The sequence below is a fragment of the Agrobacterium sp. OT33 genome (assembly GCF_017313365.1).
GTDB lineage: Bacteria > Pseudomonadota > Alphaproteobacteria > Rhizobiales > Rhizobiaceae > Agrobacterium > Agrobacterium rhizogenes_A.
In genome coordinates, this window is sequence record NZ_JAFLMZ010000007.1 from 222220 (window position 1) to 245782 (window position 23563).

The window sequence follows — 23563 nt, forward strand, 5'->3', positions numbered from 1 at the left end:
AGGTTCCACCTCCGGGTGTTTTTGTTTGTGAAGACAACCGACAGAAAAGGCTACCGAAGCAGCCTTTCCAAAAGATCACGCCGTGCGGTTCTGCCGGTTGGCGATCAGATCTTCGACCACCGCCGGATCGGCGAGCGTCGATGTATCCCCAAGCGCACCGAAATCGTCTTCGGCGATCTTGCGCAGGATGCGCCGCATGATCTTGCCGGAGCGGGTTTTCGGCAGGCCCGGCGCGAACTGGATCTTGTCGGGCGTCGCGACCGGCCCGATCTCGTTACGCACGTGCTTTACCAGCTCCTCGCGCAGCGCATAGTCACCGTTCTGGCCCGCCATCAGCGTGACATAACAATAAATGCCCTGCCCCTTGATGGCATGCGGGTAACCCACCACGGCCGCTTCCGAAACAAGGTGATGCGATACCAGTGCCGATTCCACCTCGGCCGTGCCGAGGCGGTGGCCGGAAACGTTCAGCACATCATCGACGCGGCCGGTGATCCAGTAATAACCGTCCTCGTCCCGCCGGCAGCCATCGCCGGTGAAATACTTGCCCTTGTAGGTAGAGAAATACGTATCGACAAAGCGCTGGTGATCCCCATAAACGGAGCGCGACTGACCCGGCCAGCTGTCGGTGATGCAGAGATTGCCGTCCGCCGGCCCTTCCAGCACATTGCCCTCGGCATCCACAAGCTGCGGCTGCACGCCGAAGAACGGCCTTGTCGCCGAGCCCGGCTTAAGATCGGTCGCCCCCGGCAGCGGCGAGATCAGAATGCCACCGGTTTCCGTCTGCCACCAGGTATCGACGATCGGGCTCTTGTCCTCGCCGACCACATGATAATACCACTCCCAGGCTTCCGGATTGATCGGTTCGCCCACCGTTCCAAGCAGCCGGAGGCTATCGCGCGAGGAGCGCTTGACGAACTGGTCGCCGGCTCCCATCAGCGATCTGAGCGCTGTCGGTGCGGTGTAGAAGATATTGACCTTGTGCTTGTCGATGACTTCCCAGAAACGACCCTGATCCGGGAAGTTGGGAACACCTTCGAACATCAGCGTCGTCGCGCAATTGGCAAGCGGCCCGTAGACGATGTAGGAATGGCCGGTGACCCAGCCGACATCGGCGGTACACCAGAAGACCTCGCCATCCTTGTAGTCGAACACATATTCATGCGTCATCGACGTATAGACGAGGTAACCACCCGTCGTGTGCAGAACGCCCTTCGGCTTGCCGGTGGAACCTGATGTGTAGAGGATGAACAGCGGATCTTCCGCCCGCATCTTCGCCGGCGGGCAATCCGGTTTCACCGTGGCGATTTCCTGATGGTACCAGATATCGCGGCCCGGCGCCCATCCGGTCTTGCCGCCGGTGCGGCGCACGACAAGAACCTTGTTGACGATGACATATTGCTTGGCGGCGATATCGATCGCCTTGTCGGTGTTTTCCTTGAGCGGGATCGGCTTGCCGCCGCGCACGCCTTCATCGCAGGTGATGACGAAGGTTGATTCGCAGTCGACGATACGACCGGCCAGCGCTTCCGGCGAGAAGCCGCCAAAAACGACGGAATGCACGGCACCGATGCGGGCGCAGGCGAGCATCGCATAAGCCGCCTCGGGGATCATCGGCATGTAGATGGTGACGCGGTCGCCCTTCTTGACGCCGTGCTTCTTCAGCACATTGGCCAGACGGCAGACATAATCATAGAGCTGGTTATAGGTGATCTTCTTGTCGATATACGGGTTATCGCCTTCCCAGATGATCGCCGTGCGTTCGCCATGCGTCTTCAGATGCCTGTCGATACAGTTGTAGGAGACGTTGGTCAGGCCATCCTCGAACCACTTGATCGGCACCCTTCCCTTGAAGGACGTGTTCTTGACCTTGGTATAGGGCTTGAACCAGTCAATCCGCCGGCCGTGCTTGTCCCAGAACTTTTCCGGATCCTCGACGCTCTCCTGATACCATTTCTGGTAACGCTCATTGTCGATGAGCGTGCGGGCCTTCGCCGATTTGAGCACCGGGTAGATTTTGGCAGACATGAACTCCTCCTGGAACCAGATATGGCTTTTAACGCGACCCGAGACTCCCACCTCAGGCATGTGTTGAATTCATAGCAGTTCAAATCCGCACGGCAATTAGACAAAGGTCATTTGTTTCGCAAAGAATTGCAATTATGATGCAATCCGGTTATAGAGCGCCAATATCCCGGAAATCAGTGGTTGATACCACGCCCGCGACACCGGCGCGGACGGACAGAAGGACTGTATCTATGGCTCAACAATTGCTCATGCCAAAGGCTACGGCTGTATGGCTGGTTGACAACACCGCGCTGTCGTTCGATCAGATCGCCACGTTCTGCAAACTGCATCCGCTCGAAGTCAAGGCGATTGCCGACGGTGAAGCCGCGCAGGGCATCAAGGGTCTCGATCCGATCGCGACGGGACAGCTTTCCCGCGACGAGATCGCCCGCGCCGAAGCCAATCCCAACCACAAGCTCAAGCTTTCCGAACCGAAAGTCCGCGTGCCGGAATCCAAGCGCCGTGGCCCGCGCTACACCCCGGTTTCGAAGCGTCAGGACCGTCCGAACGCCATTCTGTGGCTGGTGCGCAACCATCCGGAACTGAAGGATGCGCAGATTTCGCGTCTCGTCGGCACCACCAAGTCCACCATTGAGCAGATTCGCGACCGCACCCACTGGAACTCGGCCAATCTGACGCCGATGGACCCGGTGACGCTCGGCCTCTGCAGCCAGATCGATCTCGACCTCGAAGTCGAACGCGCATCGCGCGGCCGCCCGCTGCCGACCGCCGAGGAACTCGACAACACGCTGCAGCCGGCAACGGCAACGGAAGGTCTGGAATACAGCTTCCAGCGCGAGGAAGACGAGCAGATCGACGCCGATGCCGTCTTCAAGAAGCTCTCTTCGCTGAAATCCACGCAGAAGGACGAAGACGAGGACGATCAGTACTGATCGCAGCCCTTCGCGAGATTACGAACCCGGCCATCGTGCCGGGTTTTTTGTTGCACAGCTCAGCGTGCGCCGAAAATCGCGGAACCGACGCGCACGCTTGTTGCGCCAAATTCGACGGCGGTTTCAAAATCACCGGACATGCCCATGGAGAGCTTTTCCAGACCGCATTGCTTGGCAAGCTTGGCCAGAAGGGCAAAATGCGGACCGGGATTTTCTTCCGCCGGCGGAATGCACATGAGCCCTTCGACAGCCAGTTTCAGCTCGTCCCGGCAAAAAGCCACGAAAGCAACAGTTTCACGCGGGTCGATACCCGCTTTCTGCGGCTCAAGCCCGGTATTCACCTGCACGTAAAACCGCAGGCTGCGGCCCTGTCTGGCGCATTCTTCGGCAAGCGCACGCGCGATCTTCTCCCGATCGACGCTCTGCACCACATCGAACAGTGCCACGGCATCCGCCGCCTTGTTGGACTGCAGCGGGCCGATCAGATGAAGCTCGAGATCTGGGTTCCTCTCTTTCAGCGCCGGCCACTTGCCCTGCGCTTCCTGTACGCGGTTTTCGCCGAACAGGCGCTGACCGGCATCGATGACGGGCTGGATCGCTTCCGCATCGAATGTCTTCGAAACGGCAACGAGGGCGATATCCGTTGCCTTGCGGCCGGATTTTTCCGCAACATCCGCAATGCGCTGCCTGACATCCTCAAGACGTGCTTCGATTTCCATCACAAGACCTTTTTTAAACCGTTCGAACCGCTAACTAGACGCCGATTGCCTTGATGCCAAGCGCCTTTAGCACCATTTGAGACACGCTGGCCAAGATTGAACGCCCGAATGCCCCGCCAAACTTGACGCCCCGGTCGTTTCATGGTGAAGGTCAGCGCAAATTTTTCCCCTCGATACCCGGAATTCTATACAATGGCCATCGAACGTTATAATCCTCGCGACGCCGAGCCGCGCTGGCAGCAGAAATGGAACGAAGACAAGGTTTTCGTCACCGACAACAGCGATCCGCGCGAGAAATATTACGTTCTGGAGATGTTTCCCTATCCGTCGGGACGCATCCATATGGGCCATGTTCGCAACTATGCCATGGGTGACGTCGTCGCGCGCTACAAGCGCGCGCGCGGCTTCAACGTCCTGCACCCGATGGGCTGGGATGCCTTCGGCATGCCGGCGGAAAACGCGGCCATGCAGAACAAGGTTCACCCCAAGGACTGGACCTACCAGAACATCGCCACCATGCGCGGCCAGCTGAAATCCATGGGCCTGTCACTCGACTGGACCCGTGAATTCGCCACCTGCGACGTGGAATATTACCATCGCCAGCAGGCGCTGTTCATCGATTTCATGGAAAAGGGCCTGGTCTACCGCAAGCAGTCCAAGGTCAACTGGGATCCGGTCGACCACACGGTTCTGGCCAATGAGCAGGTGATCGACGGCCGCGGCTGGCGCTCCGGCGCGCTGGTGGAACAGCGCGAACTGACGCAATGGTTCTTCCGCATCACCGATTTCAGCCAGGACCTGCTGGACGAACTGGACGAACTGGACCAGTGGCCGGAAAAAGTACGTCTGATGCAGAAAAACTGGATCGGCCGCTCCGAAGGCCTGTCCCTGCGCTGGCAGACGGTTGCCGACACGGCTCCGGAAGGTTTCTCCGACATCACCGTCTACACGACGCGCCCGGACACGCTGTTCGGCGCATCCTTCCTGGCGATCGCCGCCGACCACCCGCTGGCAAAGGAACTGTCGGAGAACAACCCCGATATCGCCGAGTTCTGCGACGAATGCCGCCGCCATGGCACCTCTCTGGCAGCGCTGGAAACCGCAGAAAAGAAGGGTATCGATACCGGTGTCAAGGTCGTGCATCCGCTGGACCCCAGCTGGGAACTGCCCGTCTACGTCGCCAATTTCGTATTGATGGATTACGGCACCGGCGCGATCTTCGGCTGCCCTTCGGGTGACCAGCGCGATCTGGATTTCGCCCGCAAATACGGCCTGCCTGTTGTCGCCGTCGTGGCACCGGAAGGTCCCGATGCTGAAAGCTTCACCGTTGAGGACACCGCCTTCACCGATGACGGCGTGATGATCAATTCGGGCTTCCTGAATGGCATGCAGACGGCTGACGCCTTTGAGGCGGTCGTGCAGAAGCTTTCTGCGCAGACGCTGGGCAACGCGCCGCAGGCCGAGCGCAAGGTCAATTTCCGCCTGCGCGACTGGGGCATTTCCCGCCAGCGTTACTGGGGCTGCCCGATCCCGGTCATTCATTGCGAAGTCTGCGGCGTGGTGCCGGTTCCGAAAAAGGACCTGCCGGTCAAGCTGCCCGACGACGTGACTTTCGACGTGCCCGGTAACCCACTGGATCGCCACCCCACATGGCGCCATGTTTCCTGCCCGCAATGCGGCCATGACGCGCGGCGCGAAACCGATACGATGGACACTTTCGTCGATTCCAGCTGGTATTACACCCGCTTTACAGCGCCGTGGGAAGACCAGCCGACCGACCCGAAGGTCGCCAATCACTGGCTGCCGGTCGATCAATATATCGGCGGCATCGAGCATGCCATCCTGCACCTGCTCTATTCGCGCTTCTTCACCCGCGCCATGCGTGAGACCGGCCATGTCGGCGTCAAAGAGCCCTTCAAGGGCCTGTTCACGCAGGGCATGGTCGTGCACGAGACCTATAGCCATGGCGAGGGCATGACCCGCGAATGGATATCGCCCGCTGACCTGCGCATCGAGGAAACGGACGGCGCACGTCGGGCATTCCTGCTGTCTTCCGGCGCGGAAGTGAAAATCGGCTCTATCGAGAAAATGTCGAAGTCGAAGAAGAACGTGGTCGACCCGGATGATATCATCGCATCCTATGGGGCCGATACCGCGCGCTTCTTCGTCCTGTCGGACTCTCCGCCCGACCGTGACGTCATCTGGTCCGAAGCCGGTGTGGAGGGCGCAAACCGCTTCGTCCAGCGTGTCTGGCGCATCATCGGCGAAGCGGCTGAAGAGTTGAGAGCCGTCCAGCCAAAACCGGCAACCGAAGGCGAGGGACTGGCGGCCTCCAAGGCGGCCCACAAGACGCTGAAGGCCGTTCAGGAGGATCTGGACAAGCTCGCCTTCAACAAGGCGATCGCCCGCATCTATGAACTCGTCAATGCGCTTGCCGGACCGCTTGCGGATGTCGCAGCAGGCGGCAAGCCTGAAGACGTGAGGGCCGCAGCACGTGATGCCGTCGAAATCCTCATTCGCATCATCGCCCCCATGACGCCGCATCTGGCGGAAGAATGCTGGTCGGCGCTGGGCAATGAAGGCCTCGTCGCCCAGACGCCATGGCCGGCCTTCGTCGCCTCGCTGGTCGAGGAAAATGACGTAGTCATGCCCGTGCAGGTCAATGGCAAGAAGCGCGGAGAATTGACAATCGCGCGCGATGCGGATCAAGATGCGGTCCGTTCGGCCGCCCTTGCTCTGGATGCCGTCAAATCCATTCTTGCCGGTGGCGAGCCCAAGAAAGTCATCGTGGTTCCGCAGAGGATTGTGAACATTGTTGTCTGACGTTTTTTCGAGATGGAGCCGCGTCGCGGCAGCAATTTCCGTCGTGATGATGGCTGGTCTTCTAGCGGGCTGCCAGGTACGCCCGCTTTATGGCGAGGCTTCCGGCACCAAGGAAAGGCTGGCAGCGGTCAGCATCTCCCCGATCGGCGGCAGGATCGGGCAGGAAGTCCGTAACCAGCTGATCTTCCTGACATCCGGCGGCGCAGGTGAGCCCGCCACGGCGCAGTACAACGTCAAGGTATCCGTGAGTTCGAGCGCGACGTCCACGGAAGTCGAGAATTACGACCTGACGACCCGGACCAACAACAATTATGACGGTCCTTACCCCGGTCGCGTCGTGATGAGCGGTCAATATGTGCTGACGCGGATTTCCGATGGCCAGATCCTGCGATCCGCACGCCGCAGCGTGACGGCGCAGGTGGACCTGCCGCAGCAGGAATTCGCCAAGATCAGGGCGATCCGCGATGCCGAGAACCGGGCCGCCCGGGAGCTGGCTGAAATCATCCGCACCGATATCGCTGCCACCCTCGGCCGCTGAGAGCCGCGGCCGTGGCAGAGATAAAATCGCATGAGTTCGAGCGCTTCGCCGAAAATCCGGCGGAGCGCTTTCGCGTTTTCGTGCTTTACGGCCCGGACCGCGGCCTCGTGTCGGAACGGGCAAACGTGATCGCCAAAAAGACGGGTATCGACCCCGATGACGCTTTCGCATCGCTGAAGCTGACCGCATCCGATCTGCAGGGCGATCCCGGTCGCCTCCTTGACGAAGTGAATGCCATCGGTCTTTTCGGCGGCGAAAAACTCGTCTGGGTCAAAGGTGCTGCGGCGGAAAAGGCGCTGGTGGATGCGCTCCAGATTCTGGCCGAAACACCACCACAGGCAAGTTTCCTGATCATAGAGGCGGGCGACATCAAAAAGGGTACGGGATTGCGCAAGATAGCGGAACCCGCGCGCTCCATCGCGGCAATTCCCTGTTATGCGGATGATGCGCGCTCCCTGAACGCACTGATCGACCAGGAACTCTCCAACGACAATCTGCGCGTTGCCCCCGCCGCGCGGCAAAGGCTGATCGAATCGCTCGGCGGCGACCGCATTGCCTCACGCAACGAAATCCGCAAGCTGGCACTTTATTGCCGTGGCGCGGAGGTGATCGAGGAAGACGACGTGCTGGCCATCATCGGCGATGCCAGCACCGTTTCGGCTGACGATGCCGTTGATGCCATCCTGAAAGGCGACAGGAACGCCTTTTTCCACGCCACCCAGAAGATCATCTCATCGAAGACGCCGATCTTCCTTGTGCTTCAGGGATGTCTCAAGCAATTTCAGCTTCTCGACCAGATGCGCGCCGAGATGGACGAGAAAAAGCAGCAGGCCGGTCAGGTCATGCAGACACTCGGACGCCACATCCATTTCCGCAGGAAACCCATCATCGAAAGAGCGCTGCGAACATGGCAGCCAGCAGCGATCGCCCGCGAGATGAACCGTCTGCAGGCCGCGATCCTGCAAAGCCGCCAGCGGCAAAGCCTGGAGGAAAGCGTGGCCCTTCTGACCTTGCTTTCGACCACCCTGCAATCCGGCCGTGGCGGATGAACAGATAAAGCATACCAAAAAGCCCTCGCGCTGCTGCTGCGAGGGCTTCCCGGATCACACTAAACGACCTATTGGATCGTCTGAACTCAGTCGCCCTGGCCGGGCTCCGCGGAGAAATAAAGCTCGAGCTTGCCCGCAACGCCGTCCATTTCCTTGGCTTCCGGCATCGGGTCACGCTTGATGGTGATGTTCGGCCAGATCGCAGCATATTCAGCGTTGAGCTTCAGCCACTTGTCGAGACCCGGCTCCGTATCGGGCTTGATCGCCTCGGCGGGACATTCCGGTTCGCACACACCGCAATCGATACATTCGTCAGGATTGATGGCGAGGAAATTTTCACCCTCGTAAAAGCAGTCGACGGGGCAGACCTCAACGCAATCGGTGTATTTGCAGCGGATGCAATTGTCGGTCACGACATATGTCATGATGAACTCCAGAATATGCAGGCCGGGTCTTTGGGCTTCGGAACACAAGCCGTCGCCCGGAATTCAGACAGGGCAATTTCGCAAAGGACGTAATGCCTTTGTCTTCAGATAGCAAGGATAAACAATTCTGAAAAACGGGTGTAACTTGGAGGTTTATTCTAATCTTTGCTTCCGTCACTATCCGACAGAAACCTGTCGAGCGCCCTGCGCTCCTTTTTGGTCGGACGCCCGCTGCCCGGTTCGCGCATGGCCTGCTCGAGAGGGGTCAGCCTGTCGGAAGGCTCCCGTGGCTGTGTGAGATCGTCGTAGAGAAGTCTGGCCTCTTCGTAGGGCCCACGGCGCACACCGCCGGACTTGACGACAAGCACCCTGTCCATGCGCTCAAAACCGATATCCAGCCTGTCACCGGCCTTCACCGCATGGCTGGGCTGGCGGATGGTAGCGCCGTTGACCTTGACCTGACCCGACTGAATATAGTTCTGGGCAAGCGAGCGCGACTTGGCCATGCGGGCAAAGAACAGCCACTTGTCCAGACGCTGACGCGTGCTCTCCAGTGGCTGTTCGTTACTCCCCATAGGCTTACTTCTTCAGCTGCTCCTTGAGAGCAGCGAGCTTTGCGAAAGGCGAATCCGGATCGATCGGCTTCTCCTTGCGTGGCGGCTTGGCTTCGAAACGCTGCTGGCCCTGCGGCTTTCCGCCGCGGTCATTGCGTTCCGGCCGGTCCTTGCGCTCGCCGCGATCATGACGGTCGTTGTTGCGGTTGTTGCCCCGATCGGGACGACCACCATCACGCTTGCGTTCACCGTCACCACCGCGATTGGCGGCGTCGCGATTTGCGCCGTCACGATTGTCGCGACGGCCTTCGCCACGACGCTCGCCCTGCTCGCGCGCTCCCTGTTCGCGGCCATGACCACGATTACCGGGACGGCGGTTTTCGCCGCGCTGGTTTTCGTTGCGGCCACCCGGACGCCACAGAAGAACAGGCTTCGGCTCAGCGGCCTCGGCCCCTTCCACGGGGGTGGTTTCGTTTGCGGCAACCGCTTCACCGGCAGCTTCCGTGACCGGTGCTTCAGCAGCTTCGCCTTCCGCAACAGCGACCGTCTCGGACGCCTGTTCTTCGGAAGCCGGCTCGTCCTGCTCGGTCTCGGCGCTTTCTTCTTCCGCTGTCACAGCCTCCGCCGGAGCAGCGGCACCGGCCTGGCTGGCGAGGAAGGCCTGCGCCTCTTCCGCCGTCACCTGATCGGCGCGGTAGCCGAGGCCCTTGAGAATTTCTTCCATGTCGTCGAGCGTCGCACCGAGAATGGAAAGCATGGCGGTCGTCGTCGTAAAGCGACGGCCATCATAAGCACCTTCCGGGCGCGGCTGCTGGCCGGGCTTCCACTGCAGCAGCGGACGGATGAGATCGGCCAGACGCTCGAGAATATCGATGCGCACGGCGCGCTTTCCAAGGAAACGGAAACCGGCAAGCTTGTAGAACATGCGCTCGAAGCTGGCATCCGTCACCACCGAGGTACGGCCAGCGGCCAGCACCGGAATGAGATCGCCATAGCCCGGCTTGCCGAGGCCGTCATTCTTCAGCGCCCAGAGCAGCGTCACAAGCTCCGCCGGAGCAGGCTTCAGCAGCGCCGGCAGGAAGACGTGATAGGCGCCGAAACGAACGCCGTAACGACGCATGGAGGCACGTGCGTCCTGATCCAGCGACTTTACGTCTTCCGTGACATCACGGCGGAACAATACGCCAAGATTTTCCACCAGCTGGAACGCCAGCCCCTTCGCCAGACCCTGAAGGTCCTCAGCGCGTGAAATATCGTCCAGCGGCTTCAGCACGGTCGCAATCTGGTGATTGACGAAACGTTCGACGCGCGCCAGCGCGTGATCCCGGGCATTGCCGCTCAACTGCTCGTCGGCCAGCAGGATCACCCGCGGCTTCATGATGTTGTCGCCGGCCGAGAGGCGGGCAACCGGCTCGCCCAGCCAGCGAACCATACCATCGGAGCTCAAAGCGAGATCGCCGTTGCCACTGGCATGCAGGCGCGCGGCACGCGCCTCGAATTCGAGCGCCAGCGCCTTCTGCGACGCAGCCTGCACGGCCTTCTGATCCGGCCCTTCCATTCCCGACACCGGCGTGAACCGGAATCCGGCCAACTGGCCGACGTGATGGCCTTCTACGAAGACATCACCATTTACACTGATTTCAGCTTCAAGCATCGCATTCTCTCTCAGGCGCCTCATGAGCACAGATGTCCTGCGATCAACAAAGCGTTTCGTCAACCTTTCATGTAGCGCATCGGACAATCGATCCTCGATTTCCCGCGTCTTTTCTTGCCAGTGTGTCGGATCGGCAAGCCATCCTGGGCGGTTCGATACATAAGTCCATGTTCTGATCTGCGCAATCCTCGCAGACAAGGTATCGATCTCTCCATCCGTCCGGTCGGCGCGACGCACCTGTTCGGCCATGAAATCCTCGTTCACCGCACCGCGCTTGACGAGATCGAAATAAAGCGTCGAGATCAGGTCGGCGTGCTGGGCGGGCGCGATGCGTCGATAATCGGGCAGCGCGCAGGCCTCCCAGAGCTTTTCCACCCGCGCCTCCGTCGTCGTCACATCGATGATCTCGGGATAACGCGACAGATATTCCAGCGCCTGCTGGTCAATGGCCGGCAAGGCCCTCGAGAGCCCCTGGATCGTCGGCGCGGCATCAAGGCTCACGCGCAGATTGGCGATGGAGGAAAAATCGAAGTTTTTCGTCCGCCACTGCAGCACCTTCACCGCATCGAACTGATGGGTTTCGATGCGCTCCACCAGCTCGTCGTCGAACGGATCGACGCGCCCCGTGACACCGAATGTGCCATCGCGAAGATGACGGCCGGCACGGCCGGCAATCTGGCCGATTTCACCCGGATTGAGATTGCGGAACTGGTAACCGTCGAACTTGCGGTCCTGCGCGAAGGCGACATGATCGACATCGAGGTTGAGGCCCATGCCGATGGCATCCGTCGCGACAAGATATTCCACGTCGCCCGACTGGTAGAGCCCGACCTGCGCATTGCGCGTACGCGGCGAAAGCGCCCCCAGCACCACGGCCGCACCGCCGCGCTGGCGGCGCACCAGTTCGGCGATGGCATAGACCTCGTCGGCGGAAAAGGCGACGATTGCGGTGCGCTGCGGCAGGCGAGTGATCTTCTTCTGGCCCGCGTAAAAAAGCTGCGACAGGCGCGGCCGCTCCACCACGGTAATTCCCGGCAGCAGCTTTTCGAGGATGGGCCGCATCGTGCCGGCGCCGAGAAGCAACGTTTCCTCCCGCCCGCGCAGATGCAGCACCCGGTCGGTGAAGATATGGCCCCGCTCAAGATCGCCGGCCAGCTGCACCTCGTCGATCGCGACGAAGGCGGCAGCCGTCTCGCGCGGCATGGCTTCCACGGTACAGACGGAATATTTGGCTTTGGGTGGCGCGATTTTTTCTTCGCCCGTGATCAGCGCCACATTCGGCGCCCCCACCTTTTCAACCAGACGGGTATAGACTTCGCGCGCCAGAAGGCGCAGCGGCAGGCCGATAACACCGCTGCCATGCGCGACCATCCGCTCGATCGCGTAATGGGTCTTGCCGGTATTGGTAGGGCCGAGAACGGCCGTGACACCGCGGCCGCTCAGGATCATGGGGCGAAAATTCAACGTACTATCCGCGAATCGACTTCATCTGCTTGCCGTGCCCGCCCACCATCATGAACGCGATCACGCGCACCACACATGGCAACGCCCGCCGACAAAGGCAATAGGCCTCGCCCGTAAAGTGGCGGCGGGTCAATTCGCAGGCGAATTTTCCATTCAAATTCAGCGACTTGATGGCCCAAAAAGAATCCGGCGAAAATGGAATCGATTCGGCTGCGGAACAGTTTGCGAACGAATCGAATACGAATCGCTGACTCGCCCGGATTCAGCTTTTGTTCTCCGCAATATCTGGTTGGAGAATTCACGCCCCATACAAGATTGTGAATCCGGATAAGTCCTTGCCCGGATTCAGCTTTCCATGACCGGCGAAAGACAGAAAACACCGCAACTGCCTGTCAAGCGGCAATTGCAGATGGACCTGCTTGCCCCTCGGCGAATGGTTCAGTTCAAAGCGCCTCGCCAGCCAGCAGCCGCGGCGCATTCGAATCCGTCGTACCGGCGGCCTGACCGATGAAATAGGATTTGAGACCCGGCAAACGATCCACCACGCCCAGACCGAAATCACGCATGATGCGGATGGGGCCGACATCGTTGGAGAAAAGCCGGTTCAGCACATCGGTCGTCACACCCATCCGCAACGTGTCGAAACGCCGCCAGGACTGGTAGCGCTCCAGAACGTTGAGGGAGCCGATATCAAGACCGAGGCGATCGGCCTCGACCACGGTTTCGGCAAGCGCCGCCACGTCCTTGAAGCCGAGATTGAGACCCTGCCCCGAAATCGGGTGAATACCGTGCGCCGCGTCACCCGCAAGCGCGAACCGCGACGCGACGAAGGAACGCGCAAGCGTCAGACCCAGCGGAAAGGCACGGCGCGGACCGACGGGACGGATGGAGCCGAGTTTGTGGCCGAAGCGGCGTTCGAGTTCCTCCTCGAACACCAGATCGTCGGAAGCCACCAGCCTGTCGGCATCGGCCTTGCGTTCCGTCCACACGAGCGACGACCGGTTCCCCTTCAGCGGCAGGATGGCAAAAGGTCCTGACGGCAGGAAATGCTCCTCCGCGCAGCCTTCATGCGGCCGCTCATGTTCGACGGTGGTGACGATGCCGGACTGGTCGTAATCCCAGCGCACGGTCTTGATACCGGCCATATCTCTCAGCGCCGAGCGAACCCCGTCGCAGGCGACGAGCAATCGGGCTTCAAGCGACGAGCCGTCGGAAAGGCTGATGGCCGTCGATTGCGCGCCGGCGGTAAAGCCGGAAACACTGAGGCCGTGGCGGATTTCGATGCCGAGGCGGTCACACAGGCCTCTCAGCGCCCCGACCATCGCGACATTCGGGACCATATGGGCAAATGGTCTCCCCTCCTCCACCGCGCCATCGAAGGTCAGAAACACCGGTCGAACCGGATCGGCGGTTTTCGAATCGGTAACGATCATCCTGTGGATCGGCTGCGCTTCCGGCTCGATCTCGTTCCATATGCCGAAAACATCAAGCATGCGCGTGGCAGCCGCGATGATGGCCGAAGCGCGGACATCCTTCTTCCAGACATCCTCAGGGGCGGCCTCGATCACCTGCACATTGAGGTGCCTGGCCGCCTGCTTAATTGCGACAGCAACGGAAAGACCGACATATCCGCCGCCAGCCACCACCACGTCCAGCATCGCGCTTCTCCTCAAATCTTGTGCACGCATCATCGGCGCACTATAGACCATGTGACGTCTTCCTACAGCCGGAGCAGGCCGAAAAAATGTCGCATCCCTCGCAAACGTCAGACCCGATGGTCAATCTCATCGCCACGCTCGATCTCGAGAAGCTGGAAGAGAACCTGTTTCGCGGCGAAAGCCCACAAATCGGCTGGCAGCGGGTTTTCGGCGGCCAGGTCATCGCGCAGGCCCTGATTGCGGCACAAAGAACGGTGGATGACAATCGCCTCGTCCATTCGCTGCATTCCTATTTCATGCGCCCCGGCGATCCGCTGGTGCCCATCGTCTATCAGGTGGAGCGTATCCGCGACGGCGCAAGCTTCTGTACCCGCCGCGTGGTCGCCATCCAGCACGGCAAGGCGATTTTTTCCATGTCGGCGTCGTTTCAGATCTTCGAGGACGGGTTTGACCATCAGATAAAGATGCCGGACGTGACGCCACCGGAAAAACTGATGAGCGAGGAACAGATGCAGGCTGCCTTTCTCGCCAAGGCACCCGCCTCGATCCGGAACTACTGGAGCAACAAACGTCCGATCGAAATCAGGCCAGTTTCGCTGACCCACTATATCTCGAAGGAAAAGCTGGAACCGCAACAGGACATCTGGGTCCGCGCCGTCGGCGACGTGCCTGACAATCCGCGCCTGCAATCGGCCATTCTCGCCTATCTCTCGGATATGACCCTGCTCGACACCTCGCTTTATGCCCACGGCACGACGATCTTCGATCCGTCCATTCAGGTGGCGAGCCTCGATCATGCCATGTGGTTCCACCGGCCCTGCCGGCTGGACGACTGGCTGCTCTATACGCAGGACAGCCCCAGCGCCTCAGGCGCCCGCGGCCTGACCCGTGGCAATATTTTCACCAGGCAGGGTGAATTGGTCGCCTCCGTGGCACAGGAAGGTTTGATCCGCAAAAGGGCAACTGATTAAATAATGTGCTTTTTTCAAAAACCGCACATTTAATAGACGAAAACTGCGCGTCTTCGTGCCCGTTTTTCAGACGCATGTCATATAAATTTTATATTTCAATAAGTTAGACGCGCCATCCAAAACTGGCACGCCCTTTGAATGTATGTCCGCAGTCGCTGTTACTGATCTGCCAGCGGCAAGGAGAGTCGGCTCCATGCCGAGGACAAACAAAGGATGGGAAACCAGATGAAAATTGTGATGGCCATTATCAAGCCGTTCAAGCTGGATGAGGTGCGCGAAGCGCTCACCGGCGTCGGCATCCAGGGCCTGACCGTAACCGAGGTGAAGGGTTACGGACGCCAGAAGGGGCATACCGAGATTTATCGCGGCACGGAATATGCGGTGAGCTTCCTTCCCAAACTGAAGATCGAGATCGCGGTCGCATCCGATGTCGTCGACAAGGCTGTCGAGGCGATCGCGTCTGCGGCAAAGACCGGGCAGATCGGTGACGGCAAGATCTTCGTCTACTCTATCGAACAGGCCGTGCGCATCCGTACCGGCGAAACCAACACAGAAGCGCTTTGAAGCACGGCTGACAGGGGAGTTTTCTCGCTATGCAATTCAACAAGTTTTCAACACTCGGCAAGCTGGGCGCCGGTATGGCAGCCCTGATGGCCCCGGCCATCGCCTTTGCCCAGGATGCCGCGCCGGCAGCAGCAGCGGCGCCCGTTCCGGAAAAGGCCGACACAGCCTTCATGTATGTCGCGACGATCCTCGTGCTGTTCATGATCATTCCCGGTCTGGCGCTGTTTTACGGCGGCCTTGTCCGCACCAAGAACATGCTCTCCGTCCTCATGCAGTGCACGGTCGTTGCCGCAGTCATGATGCTCGTCTGGGTGATCTACGGTTACTCCTTCGCCTTCGGCGGTAGCACCGGTCCCTATTTCGGCGGCTTCGGCAAGCTGTTCCTGTCGGGCGTTTCGCTTGACAGCACCTCGGCAACCTTCTCGGAAGGCGTGGTGATCTACGAATACACCTTCATCGCCTTCCAGATGACCTTTGCAGCCATCACACCGGCGCTGATCGTTGGTGCCTTTGCGGAACGCGTCAAGTTCTCCGCCGTCATCCTCTTCACCATCCTGTGGGCCACCTTCGTCTACTTCCCGATTGCACACATGGTCTGGGACGCAAACGGCCTGATCTTCGGCATGGGCGCTCTCGACTTCGCCGGCGGCACGGTCGTTCACATCAACGCCGGTATCGCAGGCCTGATCGGCGCGATCATGGTCGGCAAGCGCACCGGCTTCGGCAAGGACATGATGGCTCCCCACTCCATGACGCTGACGCTGGTCGGCGCGGCCATGCTGTGGTTCGGCTGGTTCGGCTTCAACGCCGGCTCCAACCTCGAAGCATCTGGTGGTGCGGTTCTCGCAACCATGAACACCTTCCTCGCAACCGCGGCCGCCATCGTTTCCTGGTCGCTGGTTGAAAGCTTCACCCGCGGCAAGGCCTCCATGCTGGGCGCCGCTTCGGGCATGATCGCCGGCCTCGTCGCCGTCACGCCCGCCGCCGGCTCCGTCGGCCCGATGGGCGCGATCGTTCTCGGCCTCATCGTTTCGCCGATCTGCTACTTCTTCGTCTCCGTGGTGAAGAACAAGTTCGGTTATGACGACACGGCCGACGTCTTCGGTGTCCACGGCATTGGCGGCATCATCGGCGCTCTCGGCACCGGCATCTTCACCTCTCCGCTGCTCGGCGGCACCGGCAAGGAAGACTTCTCCATCGCCTCGCAGGTCTGGACGCAGTTCGTCGCCGTCGCCATCACCATCGTCTGGTGCGCCATCGTCTCGGCAATCCTCTACAAGATCGTCGACGTGATCGTTGGTCTCCGGGTACCGGTCGAAGCCGAACGCGAAGGTCTCGACCTCGCAACCCACGGCGAAGCCGCCTACCACTCCTGATACCAGGGAAAAGGGGTTCTCCATCCCCTCTCCCAAAAGAAGGCCCGCTTCGGCGGGCCTTTTCTTTGCCGCAAATTCGCGGATGGCGTCAAAAACCCGCATGGTTAACACGACATTAACCAGCCAGCGGTTAGTTTTCCCTGTCAATCCGGGATCAGATCACCTGCCGGATCTTGCCGAAACCAAAAAACGATGGGTTCAGGGACATGGGCAGAATGCACTCTCCGACATTCGATGGTCGTCACACGCGCTTTGTGTTGACGGCGTTTTTCGTACGTCAGATCATGGCTCTGGCCGGTTTCGCTCTGCTTGCCACGATCGCGCTGGGAATTGCCGCGCTCGCCACATGGAACGTGGCGGATCCAAGCCTGTCCTATGCAACGGGAAACCAGCCCACCAATCTTCTGGGTTACAGCGGCGCGATCTTCGCCGATATCGTGATGCAGTTCCTCGGGCTTTCCGCCATCATCGCGCTTTTGCCCATCATCGCATGGGCCATTGCCCTGATTGCCGGCCGCAAGTTCCACAGGATACCGGCCCGTCTCGTCGCCTGGGTCGCGGGCGCCATTGTCTGCGCCGCATCGCTCGGCTGTTTTCCGGCGCCCGTCACATGGCCGCTGCCAAACGGCATCGGCGGTGTCATCGGTGACATGATCCTGCGCTTCCCCGCCCTTTTCATCGGCGCTTACCCCACTGGCACCATTGCCACCGTGCTCGGCGTCATATTCGCGGCGCCCGCCGCCTGGCTGATGCTGTTTGCCGCCGGCATTATCGGCGGCCTCGACGATCTTGAACAGGAAGAAGCTCTGCCAGTTGCCAGCAAGGCCCGCACCACCCGTGAGGCCGAAGAGGATGACGAGGACGACGGTGAAGGGTTCTTTGCCAACATTCTCGCCTTCGGCGCACTGGCGCATTACTGGTACATCACCCAGGCGCGCCTGCGCCGCCTGTTCGGCCTGAAGTCGAAATCCCTGCACGAAGAATTCGAGCATCCTTACGACTTCAACGAATATGAATTCGGCACGCTGAACGAGCCGTCGCGCCTGAAGACCGCGATCAACCGCCTCGACCAGCGCTCGGAACCGTCTTTCGAAGAACGTGCCGCATCACGCCGGCAGATGTCGCCGCCCTCCATCGCGCTCGATCATGACGACGACATGGATGACGAACCGCCCTTCGACGCGGATGGACGCCGTCTGCCGAGCGGCATTCTTTCCGACGAAGAATCCGACCAGAAATTCACCGCAAAACAGGCTCCGGGGCGCGGGCAGACCAGAATAACCGCCCCTTCCGCACGCCCCAAGCCCAGCGAGCGCGTGGCAAGGGAGGCGCAGTCCTCCTTCATCGCTGCCGACGGTTTCCAGTTGCCTACCGTCCATCTGCTGGCCGAGCCGAAGAATGTGGTTCGCGACAATATGCTGAGCGAGGAAGTGCTGGAGCAGAACGCCCGCCTTCTAGAAGGGGTTCTCGAGGATTTCGGCGTCAAGGGCGAGATCATTCACGTTCGCCCCGGCCCGGTCGTGACACTTTACGAACTGGAACCGGCGCCCGGCATCAAATCCTCACGCGTCATCGGCCTTGCGGATGACATCGCCCGCTCCATGAGCGCGATCGCCGCCCGTGTCGCCGTCGTCCCCGGCCGCAACGCGATCGGCATCGAACTGCCGAACCAGACGCGCGAAACCGTGTTCCTGCGTGAACTCATCGGCAGCCGCGATTTCGAAAACAGCAAGGCCAAGCTCGCCATGGCGCTCGGCAAGACCATCGGCGGCGAACCCGTCATCGCCGATCTCGCCAAGATGCCGCATCTCCTCGTCGCCGGCACCACCGGCTCAGGCAAGTCGGTTGCCATCAACACCATGATCCTGTCGCTGCTCTACCGCATGTCGCCGGAACAGTGCCGCCTGATCATGATCGACCCGAAAATGCTCGAACTGTCGATCTATGACGGCATTCCGCATCTGCTTTCCCCTGTCGTCACCGATCCGAAAAAGGCCGTCGTGGCCCTGAAATGGACGGTGCGCGAGATGGAAGAGCGCTACAAGAAGATGTCGAAGATCGGCGTGCGCAACATTGACGGCTTCAACAGCCGCGTGCAGCAGGCGCTCGACAAGGGTGAAATCCTCACCCGTACCGTGCAGACCGGCTTCGACCGCCAGACCGGCGAGGCAATCTACGAAACCGAAGAATTCGATCTGAAGCCCCTGCCCTATATCGTCGTTATCATCGACGAAATGGCCGACCTGATGATGGTCGCCGGCAAGGACATCGAAGGCGCGGTCCAGCGTCTGGCGCAGATGGCGCGCGCCGCAGGCATCCACGTCATCATGGCCACCCAGCGCCCCTCCGTCGACGTCATCACCGGTACGATCAAGGCAAACTTCCCAACCCGCATCTCCTTCCAGGTGACATCGAAGATCGACAGCCGCACCATTCTCGGGGAGCAGGGTGCAGAACAGCTGCTCGGTATGGGCGACATGCTCTACATGGCGGGCGGCGGGCGCATCCAGCGCGTGCACGGTCCCTTCGTCTCCGACAACGAAGTCGAAGAGATCGTCGCCTATCTGAAGACACAAGGGTCGCCGGAATATCTTGAAGCGATCACCGAGGAAGACGACGAGGAAGGTGCTGGCGGCAGCCCGGCCGGCGGCGGCAACTTCTCCGATTCCGAAGACCCCTACGATCAGGCCGTCGCCGTCGTGCTTCGTGATGGCAAAGCCTCCACCTCCTACGTGCAGCGGCGTCTCGGCATCGGCTACAACCGCGCCGCCTCGCTGATCGAACGCATGGAGCAGGAGGGCATCATCGGCCCCGCCAATCATGCCGGAAAACGCGAAATCCTCGTGCCAACGGAAGCAGACATCATCGAGCGGTAATACATGTCTCCCGAAAATGTGTAGAGGTTTCGGGACAACGACATGCGCAAAGCAAAGGCCCGATGCGCCGGGCAACCAAGCGGGGCCGGGAAGCGTTATTACACGCTTTCAACGTCATGAAGCCGCCGCCTTTTATGCGGACAATCGCTGCGATGAAGGAGAACAGAATGAACGACCTCACCACCGGCGAAACGGCCATCGCAAACGCACCGCAGGATGGCGTGACGCGACGGGGCGTGCTGACGGCATTTTCCATGGCTGCAGTCATGGCAGGCCTGTCACCGCTTGACGCATTTGCCCAGGCAGCCGGCAATAGCGGTGCAACCGCGCAGAAGATCGCCAACCACTTCTCGTCGGTCAAAACCATGATGGGCGAATTCGTCCAGTTCGGCCCGCGCGGTGAACAGACCGGCGGCAAATTCTACATCGAACGTCCCGGCAAGCTTCGTTTCAACTATGAAGATCCCTCACCCATGCGGGTCATCGCCGACGGCAAGAACGTCGTCATCGGCAACATGAAGCTGAAGACGTGGGATCTCTATCCGCTGTCCAAAACCCCGCTCAGCCTGCTTCTGTCCGACAAGATCGACCTCGGCAACCAGAAGGTCCGGGACGTGAAGGAAGAATCGGACCTGACCACCATCGTGCTCGGCGACAAGAGCGTCTTCGGCGATTCCACCATCACACTGATGTTCGACCCGAAAACCTTCGACCTGCGGCAGTGGACGACGACCGACGCGCAGAACAAGGACACGACCGTGATGATCTTCAACGTCCAGACCGGCGTGAACTTCGACGAACGCGTCTTCAACATCAATTATGAGGAAGTGCGCAAGCGCGGCTGAGCCCCTTCGCCCAAAAGAACTCTTCGAAAGGCGGCCCTCAGGTCGCCTTTTTCATTTTGCCGCTAAAATACATTCCCGTTTTCATCGCGATGTTATAAGCCTTCGCCCCGGAAACACGTCTCGAAACATTGTGCTTCGAGGCAAAGGAGCATTTCCAGGAAAAGTGGCCATCGGCTTTCCGTCCGGAAATGCGGCAAAATACTCTAGAAGCGGAGCGCATGCATGTCGTTTTCGATAACCACCTGGAACATCAACTCGGTCAGGCTCAGAATGCCGATCGTTGAGCAGTTTCTGGTGCGTTATAAGCCCGACATTCTCTGCCTGCAGGAAACGAAATGCCCGAATGGCGAGTTTCCGATGAAACCGCTGAAGGCGCTCGGTTACGAGCATGTCATCATCCATGGCCAGAAAGGCTATCATGGTGTGGCCATCGCTTCGAAAATTCCGCTGACGGAAGATCACCGCCAGGACTATTGCGGCATCGGCGACGCGCGACATATCTCCGCGATTTTTCAGGTCGGATCGCGCCGGGTGCGGCTGCATAATTTCTACGTGCCTGCCGGCGGCGACGAGCCGGATCGGTCGATCAATCCGAAATTCGGCCATAAGCTCGATTTCATCGAGGAAATGAAGGCACTTCGTGCCGATGGCGTGCCGGGCACCTCGTCCATTCTCGTCGGCGATCTCAATATCGCGCCGCTTGAGAACGACGTCTGGTCGCACAAGCAGCTTCTGAAGATCGTCAGCCACACGCCTGTCGAGACCGAGGGCATGCTCGATATCATGAAGCAGGGCAACTGGCTCGACCTGATGCGCCTGAACGTACCGGAGACGGAAAAAATCTACACCTGGTGGAGCTACCGCGCCAAGGATTGGGAAGCCGCAGACCGCGGCCGCCGCCTCGACCATATCTGGTCTTCGCAGGATCTTGGATCCTCGCTCGAAAAAATCGACATATTGCGTGAAGCGCGCGGCTGGAACCGGCCATCGGACCACGTTCCGGTCACGGCTCATTTCCGGTTCTGAACCGGGCTTTCAGGCGAAGCCGGTTCGGCGCGGAGGTCAGATGAAGCGGTTCTGCAAACGGGCCGCACCCGCCGCCAGCGACGCTATATTGTCACGAATGCGTGCCGAGACGATATCGGCAACCTCCGGAAACTCCTCCACCAGCCGGTGAAACAGGATACGTGTTATCCGGATGACTTCGGAATCCTCCGCGGCGACCGCGGTGAATTTCCTTTCGCAGAGGGTAAAGAGCGCGAGTTCCGAAAGCAGGGCTCCCTTGCCCGGCGTCGCCTGCAGCTCGGGCTTGCCATCCCGCCCGGCCGCGAAGAGCTCGAAATGACCCGCTGTCACCGCAAAGGCGCATTCGGCCGGCGAATGTTCACGAAACAAGGTCTGCCCGGCCGATACACGGCGGCGTTCCGCGCCGAAGGCGATGAGCCGCAACTGATCGTCGCTGAACCCCGCGAATAACGGCACTTGCCCCAGCAGAATGATATCGTCCGTCAAGGCCATGTTGATTGTTACTCCGGAAAACCACCTGCATCACTATAGCGGTTTTCCAATATCAGCCCTCAAAATACAAGATGTTAGAACGCCGCGCACCTTCTTGGACACGCGGCGTGAAGTTTCAAGCCTGACATGATGACGGGCGCGGAGAGGCCTCTGCTCAGGGAACGATCTTGTAGCCGCCGTTCTCGGTCACCAGAATTTCGGCATTGGAGGGGTCGCGCTCGATCTTCTGGCGCAGGCGATAGACATGCGTTTCCAGCGTATGCGTGGTCACGCCGGAATTGTAACCCCAGACCTCCTCCAGCAGGACGTCGCGGGTCACAACGGTGCTGCCGGCGCGATAGAGATAACGGATGATCGCCGCTTCCTTTTCCGTCAGCCGGATTTTCTTGCCGTCTTCGGTCGTCAGCAGCTTCTGGCTGGGCTTGAACTGATAGGGTCCGACGGTGAAAACCGCATCCTCGCTCTGCTCATACTGACGCAGCTGCGCCCGGATGCGCGCCAGAAGCACGGCGAAACGAAACGGCTTCGTCACATAATCATTGGCGCCCGCCTCAAGCCCGAGGATCGTATCGGAATCGGTGTCGTGTCCGGTGAGCATGATGATCGGCGCCTTGAAGCCGCCCTTGCGCAACAGCTTCACCGCTTCGCGGCCGTCCATGTCCGGCAGGCCGACATCCATGATCAGAAGATCGACCTGGGCGGTCTTGGCCGTCTGCATCGCCTGCGCGGCGTTTGCACCGCTCAAGAGCGAGAATTCCTCATAGGGAGACAATTGCTCGGTCAGCGTCTCCCGAAGATCGTCGTCATCGTCCACCAGAAGGATAGTGCGAGCCGTCATTCGGATTCTCAGCCTTTCTTACTTTAATCGTCAGCCAATTCAGCGGTTTGCCGGTAAAAGGTCAACCCATTGCCATCACATGATGAAATGCTATGACTTCACGTTAAATAACCTGCAAAGCAAAATCTCGTGAAAAACATGAGCAAACGCCCCGTAGAACAACGTAAACGCGCATCGACGCTCATGGTTCGGCCGGCTCCCTTGAAAATCAGCCGGGCCATCGTTCAACTCGGGCATCTCACCTTTCCCGCCGCGATCGGGCGGAATGGCCGCACCATGCTGAAACGCGAGGGAGACGGGAAATCCCCGATTTCCGTTACCCGCCTGCTGCACGGATTTTATCGCGGCGACCGCATTTCCGCCACCACGACGGCATTGCCGATGCAACGGACACAAAACTCCATGCTGTGGTGCGACGAGCCTCGAAATCCCAATTACAACAGGCTGGTCAAGGCACCCTTCGCTCCAAGCCACGAGGAAATGATGCGCAAGGACGGCCTCTATGATGTCTGTCTGGTGCTGGACTGGAACATAACCTCAAGAAGCCGTAACCGCGGCTCGGCAATCTTCATGCATCTCATCCGACCGGGATACGAGCCGACCGCCGGCTGCATCGCCCTCCACCCTCGAGACATGCGACGCGTTCTGCCCCATATGCGCAAGGGCACGAAAATCCGTATCCTGTGATGTGCATCATCTATCGATGAGGCAACAAAAAACCCGCCATCAAG

General features: G+C 59.9%; 19 protein-coding genes. 11 read left to right on the forward strand and 8 right to left on the reverse strand.

The window, feature by feature from the left end:
• Positions 1-75 precede the first annotated feature (75 nt).
• Positions 76-2028, reverse strand: coding sequence for an acetate--CoA ligase (gene acs, locus JZX88_RS17895; RefSeq protein WP_206914327.1), 1953 nt, complete (start codon positions 2026-2028; stop codon positions 76-78).
• Between the two features lie 230 nt (positions 2029-2258).
• On the opposite strand from acs, the gene JZX88_RS17900 reads away from it, so the two are divergent.
• Positions 2259-2960: a DUF1013 domain-containing protein gene (locus JZX88_RS17900; protein WP_065114359.1), complete on the forward strand. Its 702-nt coding sequence runs from the start codon at positions 2259-2261 to the stop codon at positions 2958-2960.
• A gap of 59 nt (positions 2961-3019) precedes the next feature.
• On the opposite strand, the gene JZX88_RS17905 is transcribed toward JZX88_RS17900, so the two are convergent.
• A complete protein-coding gene (locus tag JZX88_RS17905) occupies positions 3020-3679 on the reverse strand; it encodes a YggS family pyridoxal phosphate-dependent enzyme (protein WP_206914328.1) in 660 nt (219 codons plus the stop codon).
• A gap of 192 nt (positions 3680-3871) precedes the next feature.
• Between JZX88_RS17905 and leuS the strand changes: the two genes are divergently transcribed.
• Genes leuS through holA form a run of 3 tightly spaced genes read left to right on the forward strand, consistent with a single transcriptional unit; the run spans position 3872 to position 8089 of the window.
• Positions 3872-6502, forward strand: a complete 2631-nt coding sequence (gene leuS / locus JZX88_RS17910; RefSeq protein ID WP_206914329.1) for a leucine--tRNA ligase — start codon at positions 3872-3874, stop codon at positions 6500-6502.
• The gene (gene lptE, locus JZX88_RS17915) at positions 6495-7040 is read left to right on the forward strand and encodes an LPS assembly lipoprotein LptE (protein WP_161991778.1); all 546 of its coding nucleotides are present in this window, start codon (positions 6495-6497) and stop codon (positions 7038-7040) included. Before leuS ends, lptE begins: the two co-directional genes overlap by 8 nt.
• An 11-nt stretch (positions 7041-7051) precedes the next feature.
• Positions 7052-8089 carry a DNA polymerase III subunit delta gene (holA, locus tag JZX88_RS17920; protein ID WP_206914330.1) on the forward strand — a complete coding sequence of 346 codons (1038 nt, stop codon included), beginning with the start codon at positions 7052-7054 and terminating at the stop codon, positions 8087-8089.
• An 86-nt stretch (positions 8090-8175) separates the two neighbouring features.
• On the opposite strand, the gene fdxA is transcribed toward holA, so the two are convergent.
• The 4 genes from fdxA to JZX88_RS17940 form a co-directional block, all read right to left on the reverse strand.
• Positions 8176-8514 (reverse strand): ferredoxin FdxA, encoded by a 339-nt coding sequence (fdxA, locus tag JZX88_RS17925; RefSeq protein ID WP_046799760.1) that lies wholly within the window; start codon positions 8512-8514, stop codon positions 8176-8178.
• 158 nt (positions 8515-8672) lie between these two features.
• Positions 8673-9089 (reverse strand): RNA-binding S4 domain-containing protein, encoded by a 417-nt coding sequence (locus tag JZX88_RS17930; RefSeq protein WP_206914331.1) that lies wholly within the window; start codon positions 9087-9089, stop codon positions 8673-8675.
• Between the two features lie 4 nt (positions 9090-9093).
• The gene (locus tag JZX88_RS17935; RefSeq protein ID WP_206914385.1) at positions 9094-12171 is read right to left on the reverse strand and encodes a helicase-related protein; all 3078 of its coding nucleotides are present in this window, start codon (positions 12169-12171) and stop codon (positions 9094-9096) included.
• A gap of 458 nt (positions 12172-12629) precedes the next feature.
• Positions 12630-13955, reverse strand: a complete 1326-nt coding sequence (locus JZX88_RS17940) for a ubiquinone biosynthesis hydroxylase (protein ID WP_371741184.1) — start codon at positions 13953-13955, stop codon at positions 12630-12632.
• On the opposite strand from JZX88_RS17940, the gene tesB reads away from it, so the two are divergent.
• The 6 genes from tesB (at position 13931) to JZX88_RS17970 (ending at position 21502) form a co-directional block, all read left to right on the forward strand.
• Positions 13931-14815 (forward strand): acyl-CoA thioesterase II, encoded by an 885-nt coding sequence (gene tesB / locus JZX88_RS17945; RefSeq protein ID WP_206914332.1) that lies wholly within the window; start codon positions 13931-13933, stop codon positions 14813-14815. The two genes, JZX88_RS17940 and tesB, sit on opposite strands and share 25 nt — an antisense overlap.
• Before the next feature lie 213 nt (positions 14816-15028).
• Positions 15029-15379, forward strand: coding sequence for a P-II family nitrogen regulator (locus JZX88_RS17950; RefSeq protein WP_019565993.1), 351 nt, complete (start codon positions 15029-15031; stop codon positions 15377-15379).
• Between the two features lie 29 nt (positions 15380-15408).
• Positions 15409-16755: an ammonium transporter gene (locus JZX88_RS17955; RefSeq protein ID WP_065114369.1), complete on the forward strand. Its 1347-nt coding sequence runs from the start codon at positions 15409-15411 to the stop codon at positions 16753-16755.
• Between the two features lie 215 nt (positions 16756-16970).
• Positions 16971-19631, forward strand: coding sequence for a DNA translocase FtsK (locus tag JZX88_RS17960; protein ID WP_206914333.1), 2661 nt, complete (start codon positions 16971-16973; stop codon positions 19629-19631).
• Positions 19632-19747: 116 nt separating this feature from the next.
• The gene (locus JZX88_RS17965) at positions 19748-20476 is read left to right on the forward strand and encodes an outer membrane lipoprotein carrier protein LolA (protein WP_161991780.1); all 729 of its coding nucleotides are present in this window, start codon (positions 19748-19750) and stop codon (positions 20474-20476) included.
• Positions 20477-20698: 222 nt separating this feature from the next.
• A complete protein-coding gene (locus tag JZX88_RS17970) occupies positions 20699-21502 on the forward strand; it encodes an exodeoxyribonuclease III (protein ID WP_110756620.1) in 804 nt (267 codons plus the stop codon).
• 36 nt (positions 21503-21538) lie between these two features.
• Here the strand turns inward: JZX88_RS17970 and JZX88_RS17975 are convergent, their stop codons facing one another.
• Together JZX88_RS17975 and JZX88_RS17980 are read right to left on the reverse strand one after the other, a co-directional pair.
• On the reverse strand, positions 21539-21994 hold the full coding sequence (locus tag JZX88_RS17975; RefSeq protein WP_065114372.1) for a cyclic nucleotide-binding domain-containing protein: 456 nt from the start codon (positions 21992-21994) through the stop codon (positions 21539-21541).
• Positions 21995-22148: 154 nt separating this feature from the next.
• On the reverse strand, positions 22149-22832 hold the full coding sequence (locus JZX88_RS17980; protein ID WP_003505216.1) for a response regulator transcription factor: 684 nt from the start codon (positions 22830-22832) through the stop codon (positions 22149-22151).
• 183 nt (positions 22833-23015) lie between these two features.
• On the opposite strand from JZX88_RS17980, the gene JZX88_RS17985 reads away from it, so the two are divergent.
• Entirely contained in the window at positions 23016-23519 is a 504-nt protein-coding gene (locus JZX88_RS17985) for a L,D-transpeptidase (protein WP_110756618.1), read from the forward strand.
• Positions 23520-23563: the final 44 nt, after the last annotated feature.

What these genes read in the sequence shown, in the direction of transcription:
- JZX88_RS17930 (WP_206914331.1), bottom strand. Translation starts at nt 9,089, where the DNA reads ATGGGGAGTAACGAACAGCCACTGGAGAGCACGCGTCAGCGTCTGGAC.
- JZX88_RS17900 (WP_065114359.1), top strand. Translation starts at nt 2,259, where the DNA reads ATGGCTCAACAATTGCTCATGCCAAAGGCTACGGCTGTATGGCTGGTT.
- tesB (WP_206914332.1), top strand. Translation starts at nt 13,931, where the DNA reads ATGTCGCATCCCTCGCAAACGTCAGACCCGATGGTCAATCTCATCGCC.
- JZX88_RS17950 (WP_019565993.1), top strand. Translation starts at nt 15,029, where the DNA reads ATGGGAAACCAGATGAAAATTGTGATGGCCATTATCAAGCCGTTCAAG.
- JZX88_RS17970 (WP_110756620.1), top strand. Translation starts at nt 20,699, where the DNA reads ATGTCGTTTTCGATAACCACCTGGAACATCAACTCGGTCAGGCTCAGA.
- JZX88_RS17905 (WP_206914328.1), bottom strand. Translation starts at nt 3,679, where the DNA reads ATGGAAATCGAAGCACGTCTTGAGGATGTCAGGCAGCGCATTGCGGAT.
- fdxA (WP_046799760.1), bottom strand. Translation starts at nt 8,514, where the DNA reads ATGACATATGTCGTGACCGACAATTGCATCCGCTGCAAATACACCGAT.
- JZX88_RS17985 (WP_110756618.1), top strand. Translation starts at nt 23,016, where the DNA reads ATGGTTCGGCCGGCTCCCTTGAAAATCAGCCGGGCCATCGTTCAACTC.
- JZX88_RS17975 (WP_065114372.1), bottom strand. Translation starts at nt 21,994, where the DNA reads ATGGCCTTGACGGACGATATCATTCTGCTGGGGCAAGTGCCGTTATTC.
- JZX88_RS17965 (WP_161991780.1), top strand. Translation starts at nt 19,748, where the DNA reads ATGAAGCCGCCGCCTTTTATGCGGACAATCGCTGCGATGAAGGAGAAC.
- JZX88_RS17935 (WP_206914385.1), bottom strand. Translation starts at nt 12,171, where the DNA reads ATGATCCTGAGCGGCCGCGGTGTCACGGCCGTTCTCGGCCCTACCAAT.
- JZX88_RS17960 (WP_206914333.1), top strand. Translation starts at nt 16,971, where the DNA reads ATGCACTCTCCGACATTCGATGGTCGTCACACGCGCTTTGTGTTGACG.
- JZX88_RS17980 (WP_003505216.1), bottom strand. Translation starts at nt 22,832, where the DNA reads ATGACGGCTCGCACTATCCTTCTGGTGGACGATGACGACGATCTTCGG.
- JZX88_RS17955 (WP_065114369.1), top strand. Translation starts at nt 15,409, where the DNA reads ATGCAATTCAACAAGTTTTCAACACTCGGCAAGCTGGGCGCCGGTATG.
- acs (WP_206914327.1), bottom strand. Translation starts at nt 2,028, where the DNA reads ATGTCTGCCAAAATCTACCCGGTGCTCAAATCGGCGAAGGCCCGCACG.
- leuS (WP_206914329.1), top strand. Translation starts at nt 3,872, where the DNA reads ATGGCCATCGAACGTTATAATCCTCGCGACGCCGAGCCGCGCTGGCAG.